Raw genomic sequence first — 15,397 nt, 5'->3', positions numbered from 1 at the left:
CGAGGCCACCGCGGCCTGGGACGTCAGCGCCGTCCTCAGCGTCGTCGCCGACGCCGTCGACGACGACCTGCTCCAACGCGTCCTGCTCCAACTCCCACCCGGCTACGACCTGCTCTTCGGCCGCCCGAAAGCAGCCTGACCACTCCACCCCTTCCGCCCGGCGCCGCCGCCGGCGACACCGGGCCGGACGGCCGGGGCCTCGGTGGCCGGGCTGCGCAAGCTGGTTGACGAGCGGGGGCCCGCCGATGTCAGCAGTGTGATCAGCCCGTACAGTCGCCCCCATGACGACACCAGTACTGCGGGCGATCGAGTGGGACGGGACGTCGTGGGACGACCCGTCCGACGATCAGCTGCACGATCTGCTGGCCGACATGAGCCTGACCTGGCGCTTTGTCGTGGTTCAGCGACTCGACCTCGAACCGGCAGGTCAGCACTACATGCAGGTCGGCCTCAACGATGACCTCAGCTACCAGGTCGAATACCGTGACGGTGGCCCGGACAGGCACTTCCACGCCCATGTGCCGCGCGCGCACGGGGTGTTCGCTGTGGAGCCCGTTGCCGAAGTGCTTCAGGACTGGGCCCGCGGCCGACCGGGCTGGCGTGACGCACTTCCCTGGTCTCCGTGCCCTCCCGGAGAACCGGTGCGATGAACCGCCCGCCGCGTGACGTCCGCGCCGTGAGCGTCCCAGGCACTCGTTGAGTTGTGATGGTCGCGGTCGCCCCGTGGCGGATGGCGAGCTTGTCGTATCTCGAGGCCAGCGCGCGGTCGCGGCCGGAACCGCACCGAGCTCGTACTGCCCTGCGACGGTGGCCCCTGGTGTGGGCGGCCCGGGCCGTCGCTCACAGCCTCGAGCCCGACGAAGGGGGAGGGCCGACCCGGCAGGTGCGGGCGCGTGCGCGCCGGGTGCATCCACCGGGGCCGTCATCGCGGAAGCACAGGTGACGGTGGACGGGTCCCCGGACTCGGTGGCGCGTGGAAGGAGGACCGCACGATGATCGCTGTGGAGCGCAGTTTCGTGGTGCACCGACCCTTGTCCGAGCTCGTGGCGTACCTGGAGGACTTCGCCCGTGCCGAGGAGTGGGACCCGGGCACCGTCAGCTGCGTGCGGCTGGACGACGGGCCCGTGCGGCCCGGCGCCCGCTGGCGCAACACGTCGCGGTTCCGGGGCCGTACGACCGAACTCGACTACCGGCTCGTCGTACGCGAGCCGGCGCGGCTGGTGTTCGTCGGGGAGAACGGGACGGTCACCGCCGTCGACGACCTCCGCTTCGTGGGCGTGGGCGTGGGCGAAGGTGGGGATGCCGGTGGCGGCGGTGGCGGCGCGGGCCCCCGCACCCGGCTGACGTACCGGGCGTCCCTGACGTTCAAGGGTCTGGCCAGGCTCGCCGCACCGTTCCTGCGGCCCGAGTTCGAGAGGCTGGCCGACGGGGTGACCGCACGCCTTCCGGCCGCGGCCGAGAAGCGTCCCTCCTGACCGCGCCGCCGCCCGCCCCCGCGGCGAATCCTGGAGCCCGGGGCGCATCGTTTCCGCATCGCATGGTGGGTGGTATGTCCGATTCGGCGTACGGGATCACGACCGGGGCGGTGGCACGGCGCCTGGGGGTCTCGCCGACCACGGTGCGCTCCTGGGACCAGCGGTACGGCATCGGGCCGGCCGTGCGCGCGGAGGGGCGGCACCGCAGGTGGAGCCCGGCGGACGTGGCGATGATGGAGGAGATGTGCCGCCTCACGTTGTCCGGCGTCCCGCCCGCCGAGGCGGCACGGGCCGCCCGGCGGCTGCGCGCCGGAGCACCGGCCGCGGCCCTCGACGCACGCGCAGCCGCACCCCCGGCGGCCCGCCCGGCTCGCCCTCCCGACCCGTCGGGGCCTTCCGGGCCGGCGGAGCCGCGCGCGATCCCGGTCGCCGCGCCACTCCCGGCCGCCGCGCCCCCGGTCGCCGCGCCACTCCCGGCCGCCGCGCCCCCGGTCGGCGGGCCCCCGGTCGGCGGGCCGTCCCGCGGGAGCCGTCGTGCGGGGCCGGGCGGCGGACTTCCCCTGGGCGACGTACGACAGGAGTGCCGGGGACTTGCCCGCGCGGCGGTGCGCCTCGACGGTCCGGCGATGGACGGGCTCCTGGAGGAGGTCGTGCTCCGGTACGGGCTGGTCACCGCCTGGGAGGAGGTGATGTCCCCGGCACTGCACGCGGTCGGCCGCAAGTGGGAGTCCTCCGACGACCGCTACGTCGAGGTCGAGCACCTGCTGTCGTGGCACGTCTCCACCGTGCTGCGGCGGGCCGCCGTCACCGGCCCCGGCCCGCCGGCGGCCTCTTCGGCCTCCCCGGCCTCTTCGGCCTCCCCGGCCTCTTCGGCCTCCCCGGCCTCCTCGGCCGCTCCGGTCGTGCTGGCGTGCGTCCCGGCGGAGCAGCACACGCTGCCGCTGGAGGCGCTCGCCGCGGCACTCGCCGAACGGGGTCTACCGGTCAGGATGTTCGGCGCGGCGGTGCCGGACGAGGCCCTGGTCGCCGCGGTCCGCCGGTCGGGACCGGCCGCCGTCGCGCTCTGGTCGCAGGCCCGGTCCACGGCGAACCACGCCCTGGCCCGGCACGTCGCGGACACGGCGTTCGGGATGAGGGGAGCGCGCACCGCCCCGCTCGTCCTGCTCGCCGGCCCCGGCTGGCTCGGCCGACCGCCCGGTCCGGGCACGGTCCGGCCCGCCGGACTGCGCGAGGCCCTGGACGCGATCGCGCGACGGTACGGGGACCAGGCCGCACCCGCTCAGTGACGGTACGCGGCGGTGGCGGCCTCGACGAAGGACGCCCTACCCGCCGGAGGCCGTCCGCCCGTCCGCCGTACCGCGCGGCGGACGCGGGAAGAACCCGCTCGTACGGGCCCGGTAGGCCGCGTACCCGGGCCGATCGGCCATGTGCTCCTCCAGGAGCCGCTTGCCGCTGCCCCAGATGAGCAGTCCGCTCATCACGACCGGGGAGACCAGGACGAGGAGGGCGGTCCCCCAGGTGGCGCAAGCCGTCAGGTACAGGCCCCACCACACCAGGAAGTCGCCGAAGTAGTTGGGGTGCCGGGTCCAGCTCCACAGGCCCCGGTCCATGATCCGGCCCCCGTTGGCCGGATCGGCCTTGAAGCGGGCCAGCTGGTGGTCCCCGAGCGCCTCGAAGGCCAGGCCCACCGCCCAGACGGCGAGTCCCAGAACCCCGGTCGCCCCCAGCGGGCCGGGCACCAGGACGGCGACCTGGACGGGCAGGGAGACGAGCCAGACGAGGGCCCCCTGGAGCAGGTAGACGGTCCGCAGCGCGTAGAGGACGGGGTTGCCGCGGGCACGGGCCAGCATCCGGGCGTACCGGGGGTCCTCGCCGTGGCCGCGCCCGCGGCGGGCGATGTGGGCGGCGAGCCGCAGGCCCCAGACGACGGTGGCCAGGGCGACGGCGGTCCGGCGCACCTCGTCGCCGTGACCGGCCGTGAGGGACCAGGCCACGACGGCGACGGCGGCGAACGCGACCCCCCACGCGACGTCCACGATCCGGTGCAGGCGCTTCGCGGTGCCGACGGCGAACGCCGCCAGCATGACGGCGAGGGCCGCGGCCGCCGAGGCGGCCAGGACCGCGCCCCAGGCACCGCTGTCGACGACGGCGGTCACGACGGGCTCCCGTACACGGCGGCACCGGCGCCCGCGCCGTCACGGCCACGACCCGTGCTCATGGCGTGCTCTCCGCGCCCCCCGCACCGTCCCCGCCGTCGCCGACGAGCCGCAGCTGGCGGACGTCGAGGTAGCCGGCCCGGAAGCCGGCCTCGGAGTAGGCGAGGTAGAACTCCCACATGCGCCGGAAGACGCGGTCGAAGCCGAGGGCGGCGACGGCCGGCTCCTCACGAAGGAACCGTTCCCGCCACTGCCGGAGGGTGGCCGCGTAGTGGTCGCCGTAGCCCGTGTCGTGCGTGATCCGCAGACCCGCGGCGGCGCTCTCCCGGGCGATGGCCCGCGAGGAGGGGATCAGGCCGCCGGGGAAGACGTACTTGCTGATCCAGGTGTGGGTGCGGGCGGTGGCGAGCATCCGCTCGTGCGGCATGGTGATGGCCTGCAGCGCGATCCGGCCGCCGGGGGCGAGCAGGCGGCGCAGCGCGGCGAAGTAGTCGGGCCAGTACTCGGCACCGACGGCCTCGATCATCTCGACGCTCACGACCGCGTCGTAACGGCCCCGTACGGCACGGTAGTCGAGCAGCTCGACGCTGACGCGGTCGGCGACCCCGGCGCGTGCCGCCCGCCGCCGCGCGAGGGCCAGCTGCTCCTCGGAGAGGGTGACCGTACGGACGCGGGCGCCGCGGGCGGCGGCGCGGATCGCCAGTTCGCCCCAGCCGGTGCCGATCTCCAGGAGCGCGGTGCCCGGGCCGGTCCCGGCCAGGTCGAGGAGCCGGTCGATCTTCCGGTGCTGCGCGGCGGTGAAGTGCGCGTCGGAGAGGATCCCGGGCTCGTCCGGGAGGGGGTCGAAGACCGCGGAGGAATAGCTCAGGCCCGGGTCGAGGAACAGCGCGAACAGCTCGTTGGACAGGTCGTAGTGGCGGTGGATGTTCTCGCGCGCCCCCTCGGGGGTGTTGAGCTCGGCGGCGGGGCGGCGCCGGACCCAGGCGCCGCGCAGCCGGCGCAGTGGCGCCGGGACGAGGTCGTCGACGTGGCGGGCGAGGACGGTCAGGACGCCCACGAGGTCGTCGGCGTCCCATTCGCCGGCCATGTACGACTCGCCGAAGCCGATGAGTCCGTCCGCCCCGATCCGGCGGTGGAACGCGTCCGGGGCGTGGAGCACCAGGGTCGGCGGGGCGCCGTCGCCCCCGCGGCCGTGGGGCACGGCGGGCGGGTCGCCTGCGGCGCGGACGCGCAGCGGCAGGCGCGCGAACGCCCGCTCGACGAGCCGACGGGCGACGGCCGTGTGCACGGCCGATGCCCGGGGCAGCCGGGCGACGCCGGGCCACCGCTCGGGATCGACCGCGAGGCGATGCGGCGTGCCGGGGGCTGCCGTCGCGGGGGCCACCGGGGCGACGACCGGCCCCGTGGTGAGGGAGGAGGTCACGGGGTGCCTTCCTGGAGGGGACGGGGTTCGCTGGAGCTGGAGCTGGAGCTGGAGCTGGAGCTGGGGCTGGGGCTGGGGCTGGACCCGGCGCCGGGGCCCGGGTGGGGGCGGGGCCGGACCGGGAGACCCTTGAGGTACAGGCGGATGCCGTGCCGGCGGATGCCGATCGAGACGCCGAGGGTCGACCAGGGATGGCGCAGCGCGGCCGCGAGCAGCGTGCGCGGGCGGGCGGGCCGGTGGGTGCCGCGGACGGTGGCCGTCAGCGGGCGTGAGCCGTCCCCGAGGCGGAGCTGGACGGTGAGGTCGAGCCGGTCGCCGGGCAGCGGCAGCCGCATGCGGTAGGAGCCCTCGACGTCGAGGAACGGCGAGACGTGGAAGTCCTTCGCGACCTCGGCGCGGGCTCGCCCGTCGGGCCGCAGCAGGTAGCAGTGGCGCCCGCCGTAGGTGTTGTGGACCTCCGCGACGACGCAGACGGGACGGCCGGCGCGGTCGTGGCACCAGTACAGGCTGAGCGGGTTGAAGACGTACCCGAGGACGCGCGCGTGGGTCAGCATCAGCACCCGCCCGTCCGCCTCCCGTACGCCGTGCGCGGCGAGGTACGCGTCGAGGCCGGCGCGCACCGTCGGCGCGTCGCCCTCGAAGTGGTCGCGCGGGTCGAAACGGGCGAGCGGCCGCAGCGGCCCCGGCGGGACGGGCAGGTCGTCCAGGTCCACCAGCCACATGTACGTCCGGTGGCGCAGCGCGTACCGGAAGGGCGTGGTGCGGGTGTGGGCGACCTCGGTCTCGTACAGGGCGGGAACGGTCGGCAGGTCGGCGGCGTCCGGCGCGCGGGACGGGGGCTCGTCGGCCGGGGGCACGGGGGGTTCGGGCGTACCGAGCCCGGGTGCGCGGGGCAGGGGCGCGGCGGGCATCACCAGTCCACCCCCAGGTGCCGGGCGGCCTCGACACCCGACCGGCAGCCGTCCTCGTGGAACCCCCAGCCGTGGTACGCGCCCGCGTACGCGGTCACCGGGGTACGGAGCTCGGGCAGGAGGCGCTGGGCCGCGACGGACTCGGGGGTGTAGACGGGGTGTTCGTACGTCATCCGGGCCAGGACCGTCGACTCGTCGAGGCGGTCGTCCGGGTTGAGCGTGACGATGTGCGGCTCGGCGCACGGCAGTTGCTGGAGCCTGTTCATGTCGTAGCTGACCTGGACGCTGCCCGGGCGGGCGGCGCAGGAGGGCAGCCGGTAGTTCCAGGAGGCGCGCGCGTGCCGCGAGCGCGGAAGCAGCGTCGTGTCGCGGTGCAGGACGGTCGGGTTGCGCGAGTAGGTGAAGGCCCCCAGGACGCGCCGCTCCAGCTCGGTGGGGTCCGCCAGGAGGCGCAGGGCCTGGTCGGGGTGGACCGCGACGACCACGGCCGCGTGCTCCACCGCCTCGCCGTCGGCCGTGACCACCGTGGCGCGGTCGGCGCCGCGCACGACGGCGCGTACCGGGGTCGCGGTTCGGACGGAGGAGACGGACTTGGCGACGCGCTCGACGTACGCGGCGGAACCGCCGGTGACGGTCTTCCACTGCGGGGACCCGGTCACCGAGAGGAGCCCGTGGTGGTCGAGGAAGCGGAAGAGGTAGACGGCGGGATAGCGCAGTGCCGTGTCAGGGGCGCACGACCAGACGGCGGCGACGAGGGGGAGAGCGAAGTGGTTGGTGAAGTGCGCCGAGAAGCGGTGGTCCCGGAGGAAGTCGCCGAGGGTGCGCGTGCTGTCGTCGGCGGACAGCAGGCGACGCGCGGCACGGTGGAAGCGCGGGACGTCGGCGAGCGTCAGCAGGTGGCGGCCCCGGCGGGCGTTGCCGCCGCCGAGCAGGCCGCGGACCCCGCGCGCGCCGGCGTACTCCAGGCCGCATCCGTCGCAGCGGACGGACATGCTCATCTCGGCGTCCTGCGTCGCGACGCCGAGTTCGCGGAAGAGGCGCAGGAGGTGCGGGTAGGTCCGCTCGTTGTGGACGATGAAACCGGTGTCCACCGCGAGCGTCCCGCCCTCCCGGGCCGGCAGCTCGTGGGTGTGCGCGTGGCCGCCGATCCGCCCTTCGGACTCGTACAGCACCACGTCGTGCGCGCGGGAGAGCACGTGGGCGGCGCTCAGGCCCGCCACCCCCGCCCCCACCACGGCGATGCTACGTCCGCTCATCGTCTCCACCCTCGTCTCCACCCCTCTCGTGTACCGGCCGCCGCGCCCTGCCGGGGCGGCGGTCCGTTCTGTGCGGTCGTCCGGTGTCTGCCGGTGTCTGCGGTGGGGTGTTCGGAGCCCTCGCCCGGCCGGATGGGCCGGATCAGCCGCGGATGTCGGTGCCGATGTCCCTGCCGGTGCCGGTGCCGGTGCCGGTGCCGGTGTCGGTGCCGGATCCCGTGCCCGCACCGGCGGGGGCGAGGTTGTGCCGCATGCGCTGGAGGCCGCGGCGGGCGTGGCTCTTGACCGTGCCCAGCGGGAGGCCGGTGCGGTCGGCGATCTGCGCCTGCGTCAGGTCGGCCCAGTAGGCGAGCGCCAGGACGTCGCGCTGGACGCGCGGCAGCCGCGCCAGTTCCGCGGTGACGACGAGCCGGTCGACGACCCGCTCCGCTTCCTCACCCGCCCCGCCCGGACGGCCCGCCCGGCCCTCGTGTTCCAGGCCGGCACCGAGGGCCAGGACGAGTTCGGTGGAGCGCGTGCGCGCGGTGAGGGCGTCCGCGACCTTCCGGCGGGTGATGCCGCTCAGCCAGGCCGGCAGGGTGCCCCGGTCGGGACGGAAGCCGGCCCGGCCGCGCCAGGCCGCCACGAACACCTGCTGCGTGACGTCCTCCGCCTCGCGGGGGTCCCCGAGCGCCCGGGCGGCGATCGTGTGGACGAGCCTGCCCCAGCGGCGGTAGGCCGCGTCCAGGCAGCGCTCGTCGCCCGCGACGAGTCCACCGGCGATCGAGGCATCGGTGTCGGCCCCGGTGCCGCCCTCGGTCCCGGTGTCGGCTCCGGTCCCGGTCTCGGCTCCGGTCCCGGTCTCGGCTCCGGTCCCGGTGTCGGCGTCCGTGCGCGGGCCCGTGCCCTTGACGCTGCCGATGGGCTCCGCCAGGTCGGAGCCGCCCGTCGTCCGGTTCGCGGTCATGACGGTCCTCCTCCGGTGGGGGCGCGGGTCCGGGGGCCTTCGGCCGCCGCGGAGCCGCGGTCCGAGGGACCCTGCGGTCCCGTGGGTGTCCTCCTACGTTCCGGCCGCCGGGCCCCGCGCCGCAATTCGCATCGTTTCCGCATCGAAGTGGGGCGCGCGTCGGTTTCCGGCGGCTGTCGCGGCCCTGCTCCATCGCGCGATCGCCGGGCCGCCGCCCCCCGGCGTCGCCGCTACCGCCGCCGCACCACCGCGCCGCTGTCCGCCGCACCGCCTCCGTGGCCCGCCCGCGGACGAGTTCGCCGGGCCCGTTCCGCGCAGGGGCTGGTCCGCAGGAGGCGCGGATGATGAACTGCCTCCCATCCGCCGGCCCGTCCGCTCCGAAGAACCGACGACACACCCGCACGGGGTTCGGCGGCCGGCCCACCCGAAGGACGGCCGGCCACGCCCGAACGACACGGACAAAGGACCGGCATGCGATGGACGCCCCGCCCCCCGACGGCCGACCCCGGCCGCCCCTCCGCCTTCTCGCAACGGCCGGAGCGGTGCCGGTGAGCCAACCGATCCCGTTCGGCACCCGCCCCGGCCGTCGCGACCGCGCGGGCCTCGTCGAGGTCGTGCAGCAGGTCGCCCGCGGCGACAAGCAGGCCTTCTCCGCCCTCTACGACGCCCTCGCGCCCATGGTGTTCGGGATCGTCGTCAAGGTCGTGCGCGACCGGGCCCAGTCCGAGGAGGTCGCCCAGGAGGTGATGATCGACCTGTGGCGGCAGGCCGCCCGCTACCGGCCGGAGGCCGGCGGCGTCACCACGTGGGCCGCGACGGTCGCCCACCGGCGGGCCGTGGACCGGGTCCGCTCGGCCCAGGCCGCCACCGACCGCGAGCAGGCCCAGGCCGCCCGCGCGCACGCGACCGCGTTCGACGAGGTCGCCGAGCAGGTCGAGACCCGCCTGGAGAGCGAGCAGGTACGCCGTTGCCTGCGCGGGCTGACCGAGCTCCAGCGACAGGCGGTGATCCTGGCCTATTACCAGGGGCTGACCTACCGTGAAGTCGCGGCAGCCCTGGGCACACCGCTTCCCACGATCAAGACACGCATGCGCGACGGGCTGATCCGGCTCCGCGACTGCATGGGGGTGACCACATGAAGCACCACGCGTCCGACGCCCACACCCTCGCCGCCGCCTACGCCCTGGGCGCACTCGATCCCGCTGAACGCGAGGCCTTCGACGCCCACCTGAAGACCTGCGAGGCCTGCCGGCAGGAGGCCGGGGAGTTCGAGGCGACCGCGGCACGGCTGGCCGCCGCCGTGTCCCAACCGCCGCCCGTGGCGGCCAAGGCGCGGGTCATGGACGCCATCGAGGGGGTGCGCCAACTGCCCCCGCGCGTCCCGGCCGCCACCGTGTCCGAGCGCGCCGTCCGAGGCGGGCTGCGCCGCAGGGCCGTGCCGCTGGCCCTGGCCGCCGGCGTGGCCGCCGCCGTGCTCGGCGGTGCCGCGGTGTGGCAGGCGCGCACCGGCGAGGACCTCCGGCAGGAGGCCCGAGAGGCCCAGCGGCAACTGGACGCCGTCAGCACCGTCCTGGCCGCACCCGACGCCCGCACCGTCCACGGCAGGGCCGCCAACGGCGCCCTGACCACCGTCGTCACCTCCCGGCGGCAGAACAGGGCCGTCTTCACTGCCGGCAACCTCCCCGCGCCCGGAGCGGGCCGGACCTACCAGCTGTGGCTCGAACACGACGGCACGATGAGCCCGGCCGGGTTCATCGAGGGAGACGGTACGGTCGTCCTGTCCGGCAGCCCCGGAGACGCGGGGGCGGTCGGCCTCACCCTCGAACCCGCCGGCGGGTCGCCCCGGCCGACCGGCGACCCCCTGCTCGTGATGCCCCTTCCCGTCTGACCCGCCCCACCGCACGCGAGCAGCCACCGCGACGGGCTGCCGGCCGCCGCCACGCCGCAGCGGCCGACCAGGAAACAGGAGGTGACGGTGCGCAACCAGACCGACCGCGAGCGGACCGACCGCAAGCGGACCGACGGCACGCAGACCGACCGCGAGCGGACCGACCGCAAGCGGACCGACGGCACGCAGACCGACCGCGAGCGCACCGACAGCGGTCGGGCCGACCGCACTCGGGCCGACCGTGAGCAGCCCGAACCCGAACCCGCGCACACGGACCGTGCCCGGGCGGACCGCGGGCAGGCGGGCGAACCGGCCGCGCTGCTGCTGCCGCCCGCCCGACCCCTGCCCGCGGCCGGGGTGAAAGCCGCGGTCCTGCTGCTGCACGGAGGGCGGGAGGCCGGACTGCAGCCCCCGTCCGCCCTGAACCCGCCCGATCTGCGGATGCGGCCCTTCGCACGGGCGATCGGGAAGGCCACCGCCTCCGGCGACGTGCTGGTCGCCCGGGTCCGCTACCGGCACCGCGGCTGGAACGGGCACCATGCCCACCCGGTCGCCGACGTCCACCGTGCCCTGGACGAACTCCGCGGCCTCGTGGGCCCGGTCCCCGTGGTCCTGGTCGGGCACTCCATGGGCGGCCGGGCCGCGCTCCGCGCGGCGGCCGTCCCCGGCGTCGCCGGCGTCATCGCCCTCGCCCCGTGGTGCCCTCCGGACGACGGCGTCGGCCACCTGCGCGGCCGTACCGTCGTGGCGTTCCACGACGAGGCCGACCGCGTCACCGCCGCCGCCGACACCTGGAGCTACCTGGCCCGTGCCCACGCCGCCGGTGCCCGTGCGGCGGGGGTGCGGATGCCGGCCGGCGCCCACACCATGATCCGCGGCGCGCGGCACTGGCACCGCCTCACGGCCCGGACCGCCGCCGCGCTACTCGGCCTGGGAGACCTCCCTGCGGCCGTCGCCGCCGGCTTCGCCGCCGGAGGCCTCCCCCGCCCCGCCCACGGACCGGCCGGCGCCGCTCCCGGACGGTGAGGGGCCGTCGCCCCGGACCTCAGCGCGGCGAACGCCGCCGCGAGCACCACCCGGGCGGAGGTGACCGCCCCTCCCGTCGTGACCAGCCCGCGCAGCACGCCCTCGCGGGTGCCGTGGAGGACCGGGGACCCCCCGCGCGCCGTGCCCGCGCGCACGGCGGCGTCGAGGCGTTCGGCCGAGTCGTCTCGGTCCGGGGCCCAGCGCAGGCGACTTGGGGGCGGTCGGTAGGGTCGTGCCCCGACCGCAGCGCCGAGGAGGCCGTCCGATGGGACCTGTCACGCTGATCACCGGAGGCTCGACCGGCATTGGTGCCGCCACCGCCCGAGCCTTGCTCAAGGAGGGCCACCGGGTGGCTGTCACCGGACGGGACACGGACAAGCTGACCGCCTTCGCCGCCACGGCCGGAGCGGGCGGGCGGCTCCTGACGATCACCGGGGACACCGGCGACGAGCACGACGTCGCCGCCGCCGTGCGCCGCGTGGTGGACACCTGGGGCCGGCTGGACAACGTCATTGCCAACGCCGGGTTCTCGCTGCCCGGGAACCTGGAGAGCCATGCCCCCGAGGACATGCGGGCCATGGTCCTCACCAACGTCCTGGGCCCGGCGCTGCTGGTGCGGGAGACCCTGCCGAAGCTCAGGGAGTCCAAGGGCCGGATCGTGCTGATGGGTTCGGTTGCGGGAGTGCGCCACACGCCCGGCAACCTGTACTCGGTCACCAAATGGGCCGTGCACGCGCTGGCCGAGAACACCCGGCTGCTGGTCGGCCAGGACGGGGTCGGCGTGACCGTCGTCGCTCCCGGGGTGGTGGACACCCCGTTCTGGGACGAGCGCGGCGGCAGCCCCGAGACTGCGCTGACCGCCGAGCAGATCGCGAACACGATCGTCTTCGCCCTCAACCAGCCTGCGGGCGTGGACATCAACCACATCACCGTGCGGCCGACCGGGCAGCTCGGCTGAGCAGGCTGGTGAGAAGCGGTTCCCCATCCGACGGGAGGGCCGGGTTTCCCAGGTCACATGGCGTGGACACGGATCCGGGCAATGCGGTGGACGTCGAGTCCGCCCTGATCTCCGCGGTCCGGGCCGGAGACACGGACTCGGTGAGGATCCTCCTCCATGAGGACAGCGACCCCGGTCTTCGGGATGCCGCGTTCTGCCTCGCGGTCCGGATGCACGCGGGGCACATCGCTCAGCTCTTGCTCCAGTACGGTGCGGACTCCGCCCGGAGCAGGCAGGAGGACCTCATCCCCCTGAGCGAGGCGGTCGACTGGGGTTCGCCCGCTCTGTTCGACGCGCTCCTGGACCACGGGATCCGGGGCAGGTACCCCGAGTCCGAACTCCTGGAGGCGCGGGACCTCGCGCGCCGCTGGCACGAAACGGGGGTCGAGGCCGAACTGCGACGCCGTACGGGCTCCCGGGATGCCGTGGTCCGTACGCAGGTTCAAGACGACGAGTACTGCAGCGTCGACGAGTTCACCCTTGGTGGCATGACCGTGCGGGACGGCCATGGGGCGATCCTCACGTACGTCGAGGAACTGCTGGGGATCCGGACCTCGTTCGAGGAACTGACGGACCGCGCCTCGGCCCACGCCGACCAGGAGAACCACACGACGTGGAGCAGTGCCACCATCCTGCTGGCCGGCCGACGCGACCAGGCGACCTGGACCGCTGCGGCAGCGCTGCGCACGAGCCCGGACCCGTCCCGCCGGTTGTTCGGTGCCGAAGTGCTCCGGCTGACCCATCTGTTCGACGACAGCGACGAGGACACGTTCGCCGGTCCCGCTCTGGACGTGTTCACCGACTGGTCGGCCGAGGAGACGGATCCCACCGTCCTCACCGAGGTGCTGGTCGCCCTCGGAGAACACAGCGACCGCCGCGCGGAGGCGGCCCTCCTGCCGTACGCCGGCCATTCCGAGGCCCGAGTACGGCGCGCGGTGGCGCACGGGCTCACCGGCGGGTCGTCCTCACCCCCAGCCTTCTCCAACGACGCCCGCGCGGCGTTGCTGCGGCTGATGGCCGATCCGGACGCACTGGTACGGAAGACGGCCTGCTGCACGGTTGCCGAGGGACGAGAGCACGATCCCGACCTCGCGGACGCCATGGCCGCCGTACTGGACGACCCGGACCGCCTGGTCCGGCTTGCCGCCGTCTACGGACTCGCCCTCCACGACGACGAGCGGTGCGTGGAAGCGGCACGCTCCCTCGGCCCGCCTCAGCGCGGTTCCTTGGAAGAGGAGTCCTACCTCGAAGCGGCGTGGCGCTACGAGTGGCGCCGCGACCGCCGCTGACGTCTCCGCCTCGACCCACCAGATGCATCCGGGCTGGGGCCTCGCGCGCGGACCTCCGAATACCTACCGCGCCGCCTTCCTAAAATCTATGACGGCCGAAGTAGACATTGGTGGGCGGCGGGGGTATGGTTTCTTTCGTAGCCCAGAGAGGACCAAGGGCCCGGCGCAGATGACCGGGCAGCAGTACCCGCAGTTGCAGGACGGTGCGGTGGCGGAGTGTCGAAGCCGGAGCGGTTACAAAGGCGACGGGACTGGCGACCGGACCGGGCGGCCCGCAGTCATCGGGGGCTGCCAAGCAGTTGACGAAGAGGGTGGCGCTCGGCCAGGCCACCGGCAATGAGCAGTACAGCAGTACCGGTAAGTGATCGACCCCAGAGGGAAGAACGGAGGAACCGAGCGCCATCAGGATCGCCCGGGCGGAAAGCGGAGCCCGGGTACCGCAGGACATCGATAGTGAGGTGGTCTCCGGTCAAGCAACCGCGATCCCCGCAGTCCCGACTCCGTTCAGGTCGGGCCGGCGGAAGCAGGAAGCCGGTGCAGTATCAGGGCCGGCAGATGGTGTAGCTGTTCCTTCGGGGCCCTGGTGCCATAGGCGCCAGGGCCCCTCGACACGTTCACCCGTTTCACCCGTTGCATGAGAGAGGTTTCATGGCAGCTGACAATCCGACCGGCCCGCTCGGCGGCCACCTGGATGACGACGACTACCCCGCCTACACCATGGGGCGGGCCGCCGAGATGCTCGGCACCACGCAGGGCTTCCTCCGCGCGATCGGCGAGGCCCGCCTCATCACGCCGCTCCGCTCCGCCGGCGGCCACCGCCGGTACTCCCGCTACCAGCTGCGCATCGCCGCCCGCGCCCGGGAACTCGTCGACCAGGGCACGCCCATCGAAGCGGCCTGCCGCATCATCATCCTCGAGGACCAGCTCGAAGAGGCCCAGCGTCTCAACGCCGAGTACCGCCGCGCCGCCGAATCGCCCGGCCCGGACGCCGCGGCCTGAGGTCCCTGGACCGCTGGAACAACGAGGGTTCCCTACCCGTACTCCGCCGGGACGCACCGGCTCGGTTCCTCTGGTGACAGGCCGTTGCCGGCGGTATCGTCTGCGTCAGCTGTCGTGGTTCGGAAGTTCCCCTCGCCCACGCCTTCGCGGTGGGTGTTTTGCTGTGCTGTGCCGCAGGAACCAGGGCGATCACCTCCGCCTCCCGCACCGTGCGGAGGCGTCCGTCGACTGGAAGGCATGAACATGGCTACGGGAACTGTGAAGTGGTTCAACGCGGAGAAGGGCTTCGGCTTCATCGCCCAGGACGGCGGCGGCCCGGACGTCTTCGCCCACTACTCCGCGATCAACTCGACCGGCTTCCGCGAACTCCACGAGGGCCAGGCCGTGACGTTCGACGTCACCCAGGGCCAGAAGGGCCCCCAGGCCGAGAACATCAACCTGGCCTGACCTTTCGGGCTCGGCCTACGAGTGCCGCGACCGGCCCGCTTCGCGCCCTGACCGAGGAAACCGGCCCGGACGCCCGCCGGATGGGGACCGCGCACGCCTGTGCGCGGTCCTTCCATCGCCCCGTGGAGCGGCAGAGCATGTGTTGACCGGAACACTGCGCCGACCCCAGGGCGCAACCGCTGGTGATCGTCCGGTGGCCTTTGGGCGATCAGGCGCGGTCGTGGAGCGTGACGTGGTAGCCGTCGGGGTCGGCAAAGGTGAACGTCCGGCCGAAGGGGCCGTCGATCGGTGCGGACGCAATGGTGTGACCGTCGGCGACGAGCGCGTCGTGGATGGCCTGGACGTCGGTGGCGTGGAGCCAGATCGCGGCACCGATGCCGGGCTGAGCGACGGTTGCGAGGTCGGTGCCGGGAACGACGTCGCGGAGTGCGAACGCGATGGGCTTCGTCTCGAAGACGACGGCGTGCGGAGGTCCGGCCGGCGAGCGGACGAGGCCCAGGTACCGCTCGTAGAACGCCTGTGAAGCGTCGAGGTCGCGCACTTGGAGCGAGATGAAGTCGGGGCCGGTGGCGGGCATGAGGGCA

General features: G+C 74.4%; 16 protein-coding genes and 1 pseudogene. 11 read left to right on the top strand and 6 right to left on the bottom strand.

What is annotated here, in order from left to right; all coding sequences use genetic code 11:
* The 4 genes and pseudogenes from IF43_RS40925 to IF43_RS0121020 all read left to right on the top strand — a co-directional run.
* Positions 1 to 139 (top strand): annotated as a pseudogene (locus IF43_RS40925) (DUF2267 domain-containing protein); the annotation flags it as partial.
* Positions 140 to 281: 142 nt separating this feature from the next.
* Entirely contained in the window at positions 282 to 650 is a 369-nt protein-coding gene (locus tag IF43_RS0121030; protein WP_030202781.1) for a hypothetical protein, read from the top strand.
* 342 nt (positions 651 to 992) lie between these two features.
* On the top strand, positions 993 to 1,475 hold the full coding sequence (locus IF43_RS0121025) for an SRPBCC family protein (RefSeq protein ID WP_030202774.1): 483 nt from the start codon (positions 993 to 995) through the stop codon (positions 1,473 to 1,475).
* A 74-nt stretch (positions 1,476 to 1,549) separates the two neighbouring features.
* Positions 1,550 to 2,761 (top strand): MerR family transcriptional regulator, encoded by a 1,212-nt coding sequence (locus IF43_RS0121020; RefSeq protein ID WP_030202772.1) that lies wholly within the window; start codon positions 1,550 to 1,552, stop codon positions 2,759 to 2,761.
* 36 nt (positions 2,762 to 2,797) lie between these two features.
* Here the strand turns inward: IF43_RS0121020 and IF43_RS0121015 are convergent, their stop codons facing one another.
* From IF43_RS0121015 to IF43_RS0120995, 5 genes are all read right to left on the bottom strand, one after another.
* A complete protein-coding gene (locus tag IF43_RS0121015; RefSeq protein ID WP_078910332.1) occupies positions 2,798 to 3,559 on the bottom strand; it encodes a DUF1295 domain-containing protein in 762 nt (253 codons plus the stop codon).
* Positions 3,560 to 3,689: 130 nt separating this feature from the next.
* Positions 3,690 to 5,015, bottom strand: a complete 1,326-nt coding sequence (locus tag IF43_RS0121010) for a cyclopropane-fatty-acyl-phospholipid synthase family protein (protein WP_051795742.1) — start codon at positions 5,013 to 5,015, stop codon at positions 3,690 to 3,692.
* A gap of 35 nt (positions 5,016 to 5,050) precedes the next feature.
* Entirely contained in the window at positions 5,051 to 5,965 is a 915-nt protein-coding gene (locus IF43_RS0121005; protein ID WP_063753376.1) for a DUF1365 domain-containing protein, read from the bottom strand.
* Complete coding sequence (locus IF43_RS0121000; protein ID WP_030202767.1) at positions 5,965 to 7,221, bottom strand: NAD(P)/FAD-dependent oxidoreductase; 1,257 nt, start codon at positions 7,219 to 7,221, stop codon at positions 5,965 to 5,967. Before IF43_RS0121000 ends, IF43_RS0121005 begins: the two co-directional genes overlap by 1 nt.
* Positions 7,222 to 7,363: 142 nt before the next feature.
* Positions 7,364 to 8,167 (bottom strand): sigma-70 family RNA polymerase sigma factor, encoded by an 804-nt coding sequence (locus tag IF43_RS0120995; RefSeq protein ID WP_078910327.1) that lies wholly within the window; start codon positions 8,165 to 8,167, stop codon positions 7,364 to 7,366.
* A 476-nt stretch (positions 8,168 to 8,643) separates the two neighbouring features.
* On the opposite strand from IF43_RS0120995, the gene sigK reads away from it, so the two are divergent.
* From sigK to IF43_RS0120960, 7 genes are all read left to right on the top strand, one after another.
* Positions 8,644 to 9,306, top strand: a complete 663-nt coding sequence (sigK, locus tag IF43_RS0120990; protein WP_078910326.1) for an ECF RNA polymerase sigma factor SigK — start codon at positions 8,644 to 8,646, stop codon at positions 9,304 to 9,306.
* Complete coding sequence (locus tag IF43_RS0120985) at positions 9,303 to 10,055, top strand: anti-sigma factor (RefSeq protein ID WP_030202760.1); 753 nt, start codon at positions 9,303 to 9,305, stop codon at positions 10,053 to 10,055. The genes sigK and IF43_RS0120985 overlap by 4 nt, the downstream gene beginning before the upstream one ends.
* A gap of 87 nt (positions 10,056 to 10,142) precedes the next feature.
* Positions 10,143 to 11,081, top strand: coding sequence for an alpha/beta fold hydrolase (locus IF43_RS38730; protein WP_234332394.1), 939 nt, complete (start codon positions 10,143 to 10,145; stop codon positions 11,079 to 11,081).
* Positions 11,082 to 11,346: 265 nt separating this feature from the next.
* Positions 11,347 to 12,039 carry an SDR family oxidoreductase gene (locus IF43_RS0120975; RefSeq protein WP_030202753.1) on the top strand — a complete coding sequence of 231 codons (693 nt, stop codon included), beginning with the start codon at positions 11,347 to 11,349 and terminating at the stop codon, positions 12,037 to 12,039.
* Between the two features lie 62 nt (positions 12,040 to 12,101).
* Entirely contained in the window at positions 12,102 to 13,367 is a 1,266-nt protein-coding gene (locus IF43_RS0120970; RefSeq protein ID WP_158939440.1) for a HEAT repeat domain-containing protein, read from the top strand.
* 648 nt (positions 13,368 to 14,015) lie between these two features.
* The gene (locus IF43_RS0120965; protein ID WP_030202751.1) at positions 14,016 to 14,366 is read left to right on the top strand and encodes a MerR family transcriptional regulator; all 351 of its coding nucleotides are present in this window, start codon (positions 14,016 to 14,018) and stop codon (positions 14,364 to 14,366) included.
* 243 nt (positions 14,367 to 14,609) lie between these two features.
* Positions 14,610 to 14,813, top strand: a complete 204-nt coding sequence (locus IF43_RS0120960; protein WP_030202750.1) for a cold-shock protein — start codon at positions 14,610 to 14,612, stop codon at positions 14,811 to 14,813.
* A gap of 208 nt (positions 14,814 to 15,021) precedes the next feature.
* Here the strand turns inward: IF43_RS0120960 and IF43_RS0120955 are convergent, their stop codons facing one another.
* Positions 15,022 to 15,390 carry a VOC family protein gene (locus tag IF43_RS0120955; RefSeq protein ID WP_030202749.1) on the bottom strand — a complete coding sequence of 123 codons (369 nt, stop codon included), beginning with the start codon at positions 15,388 to 15,390 and terminating at the stop codon, positions 15,022 to 15,024.
* Between the last annotated feature and the right edge of the window lie 7 nt (positions 15,391 to 15,397).

This window comes from Streptomyces sp. NRRL S-87 (genome assembly GCF_000719335.1).
GTDB lineage: Bacteria > Actinomycetota > Actinomycetes > Streptomycetales > Streptomycetaceae > Streptomyces.
This window is presented reverse-complemented; position numbering and strand designations above follow the sequence as displayed.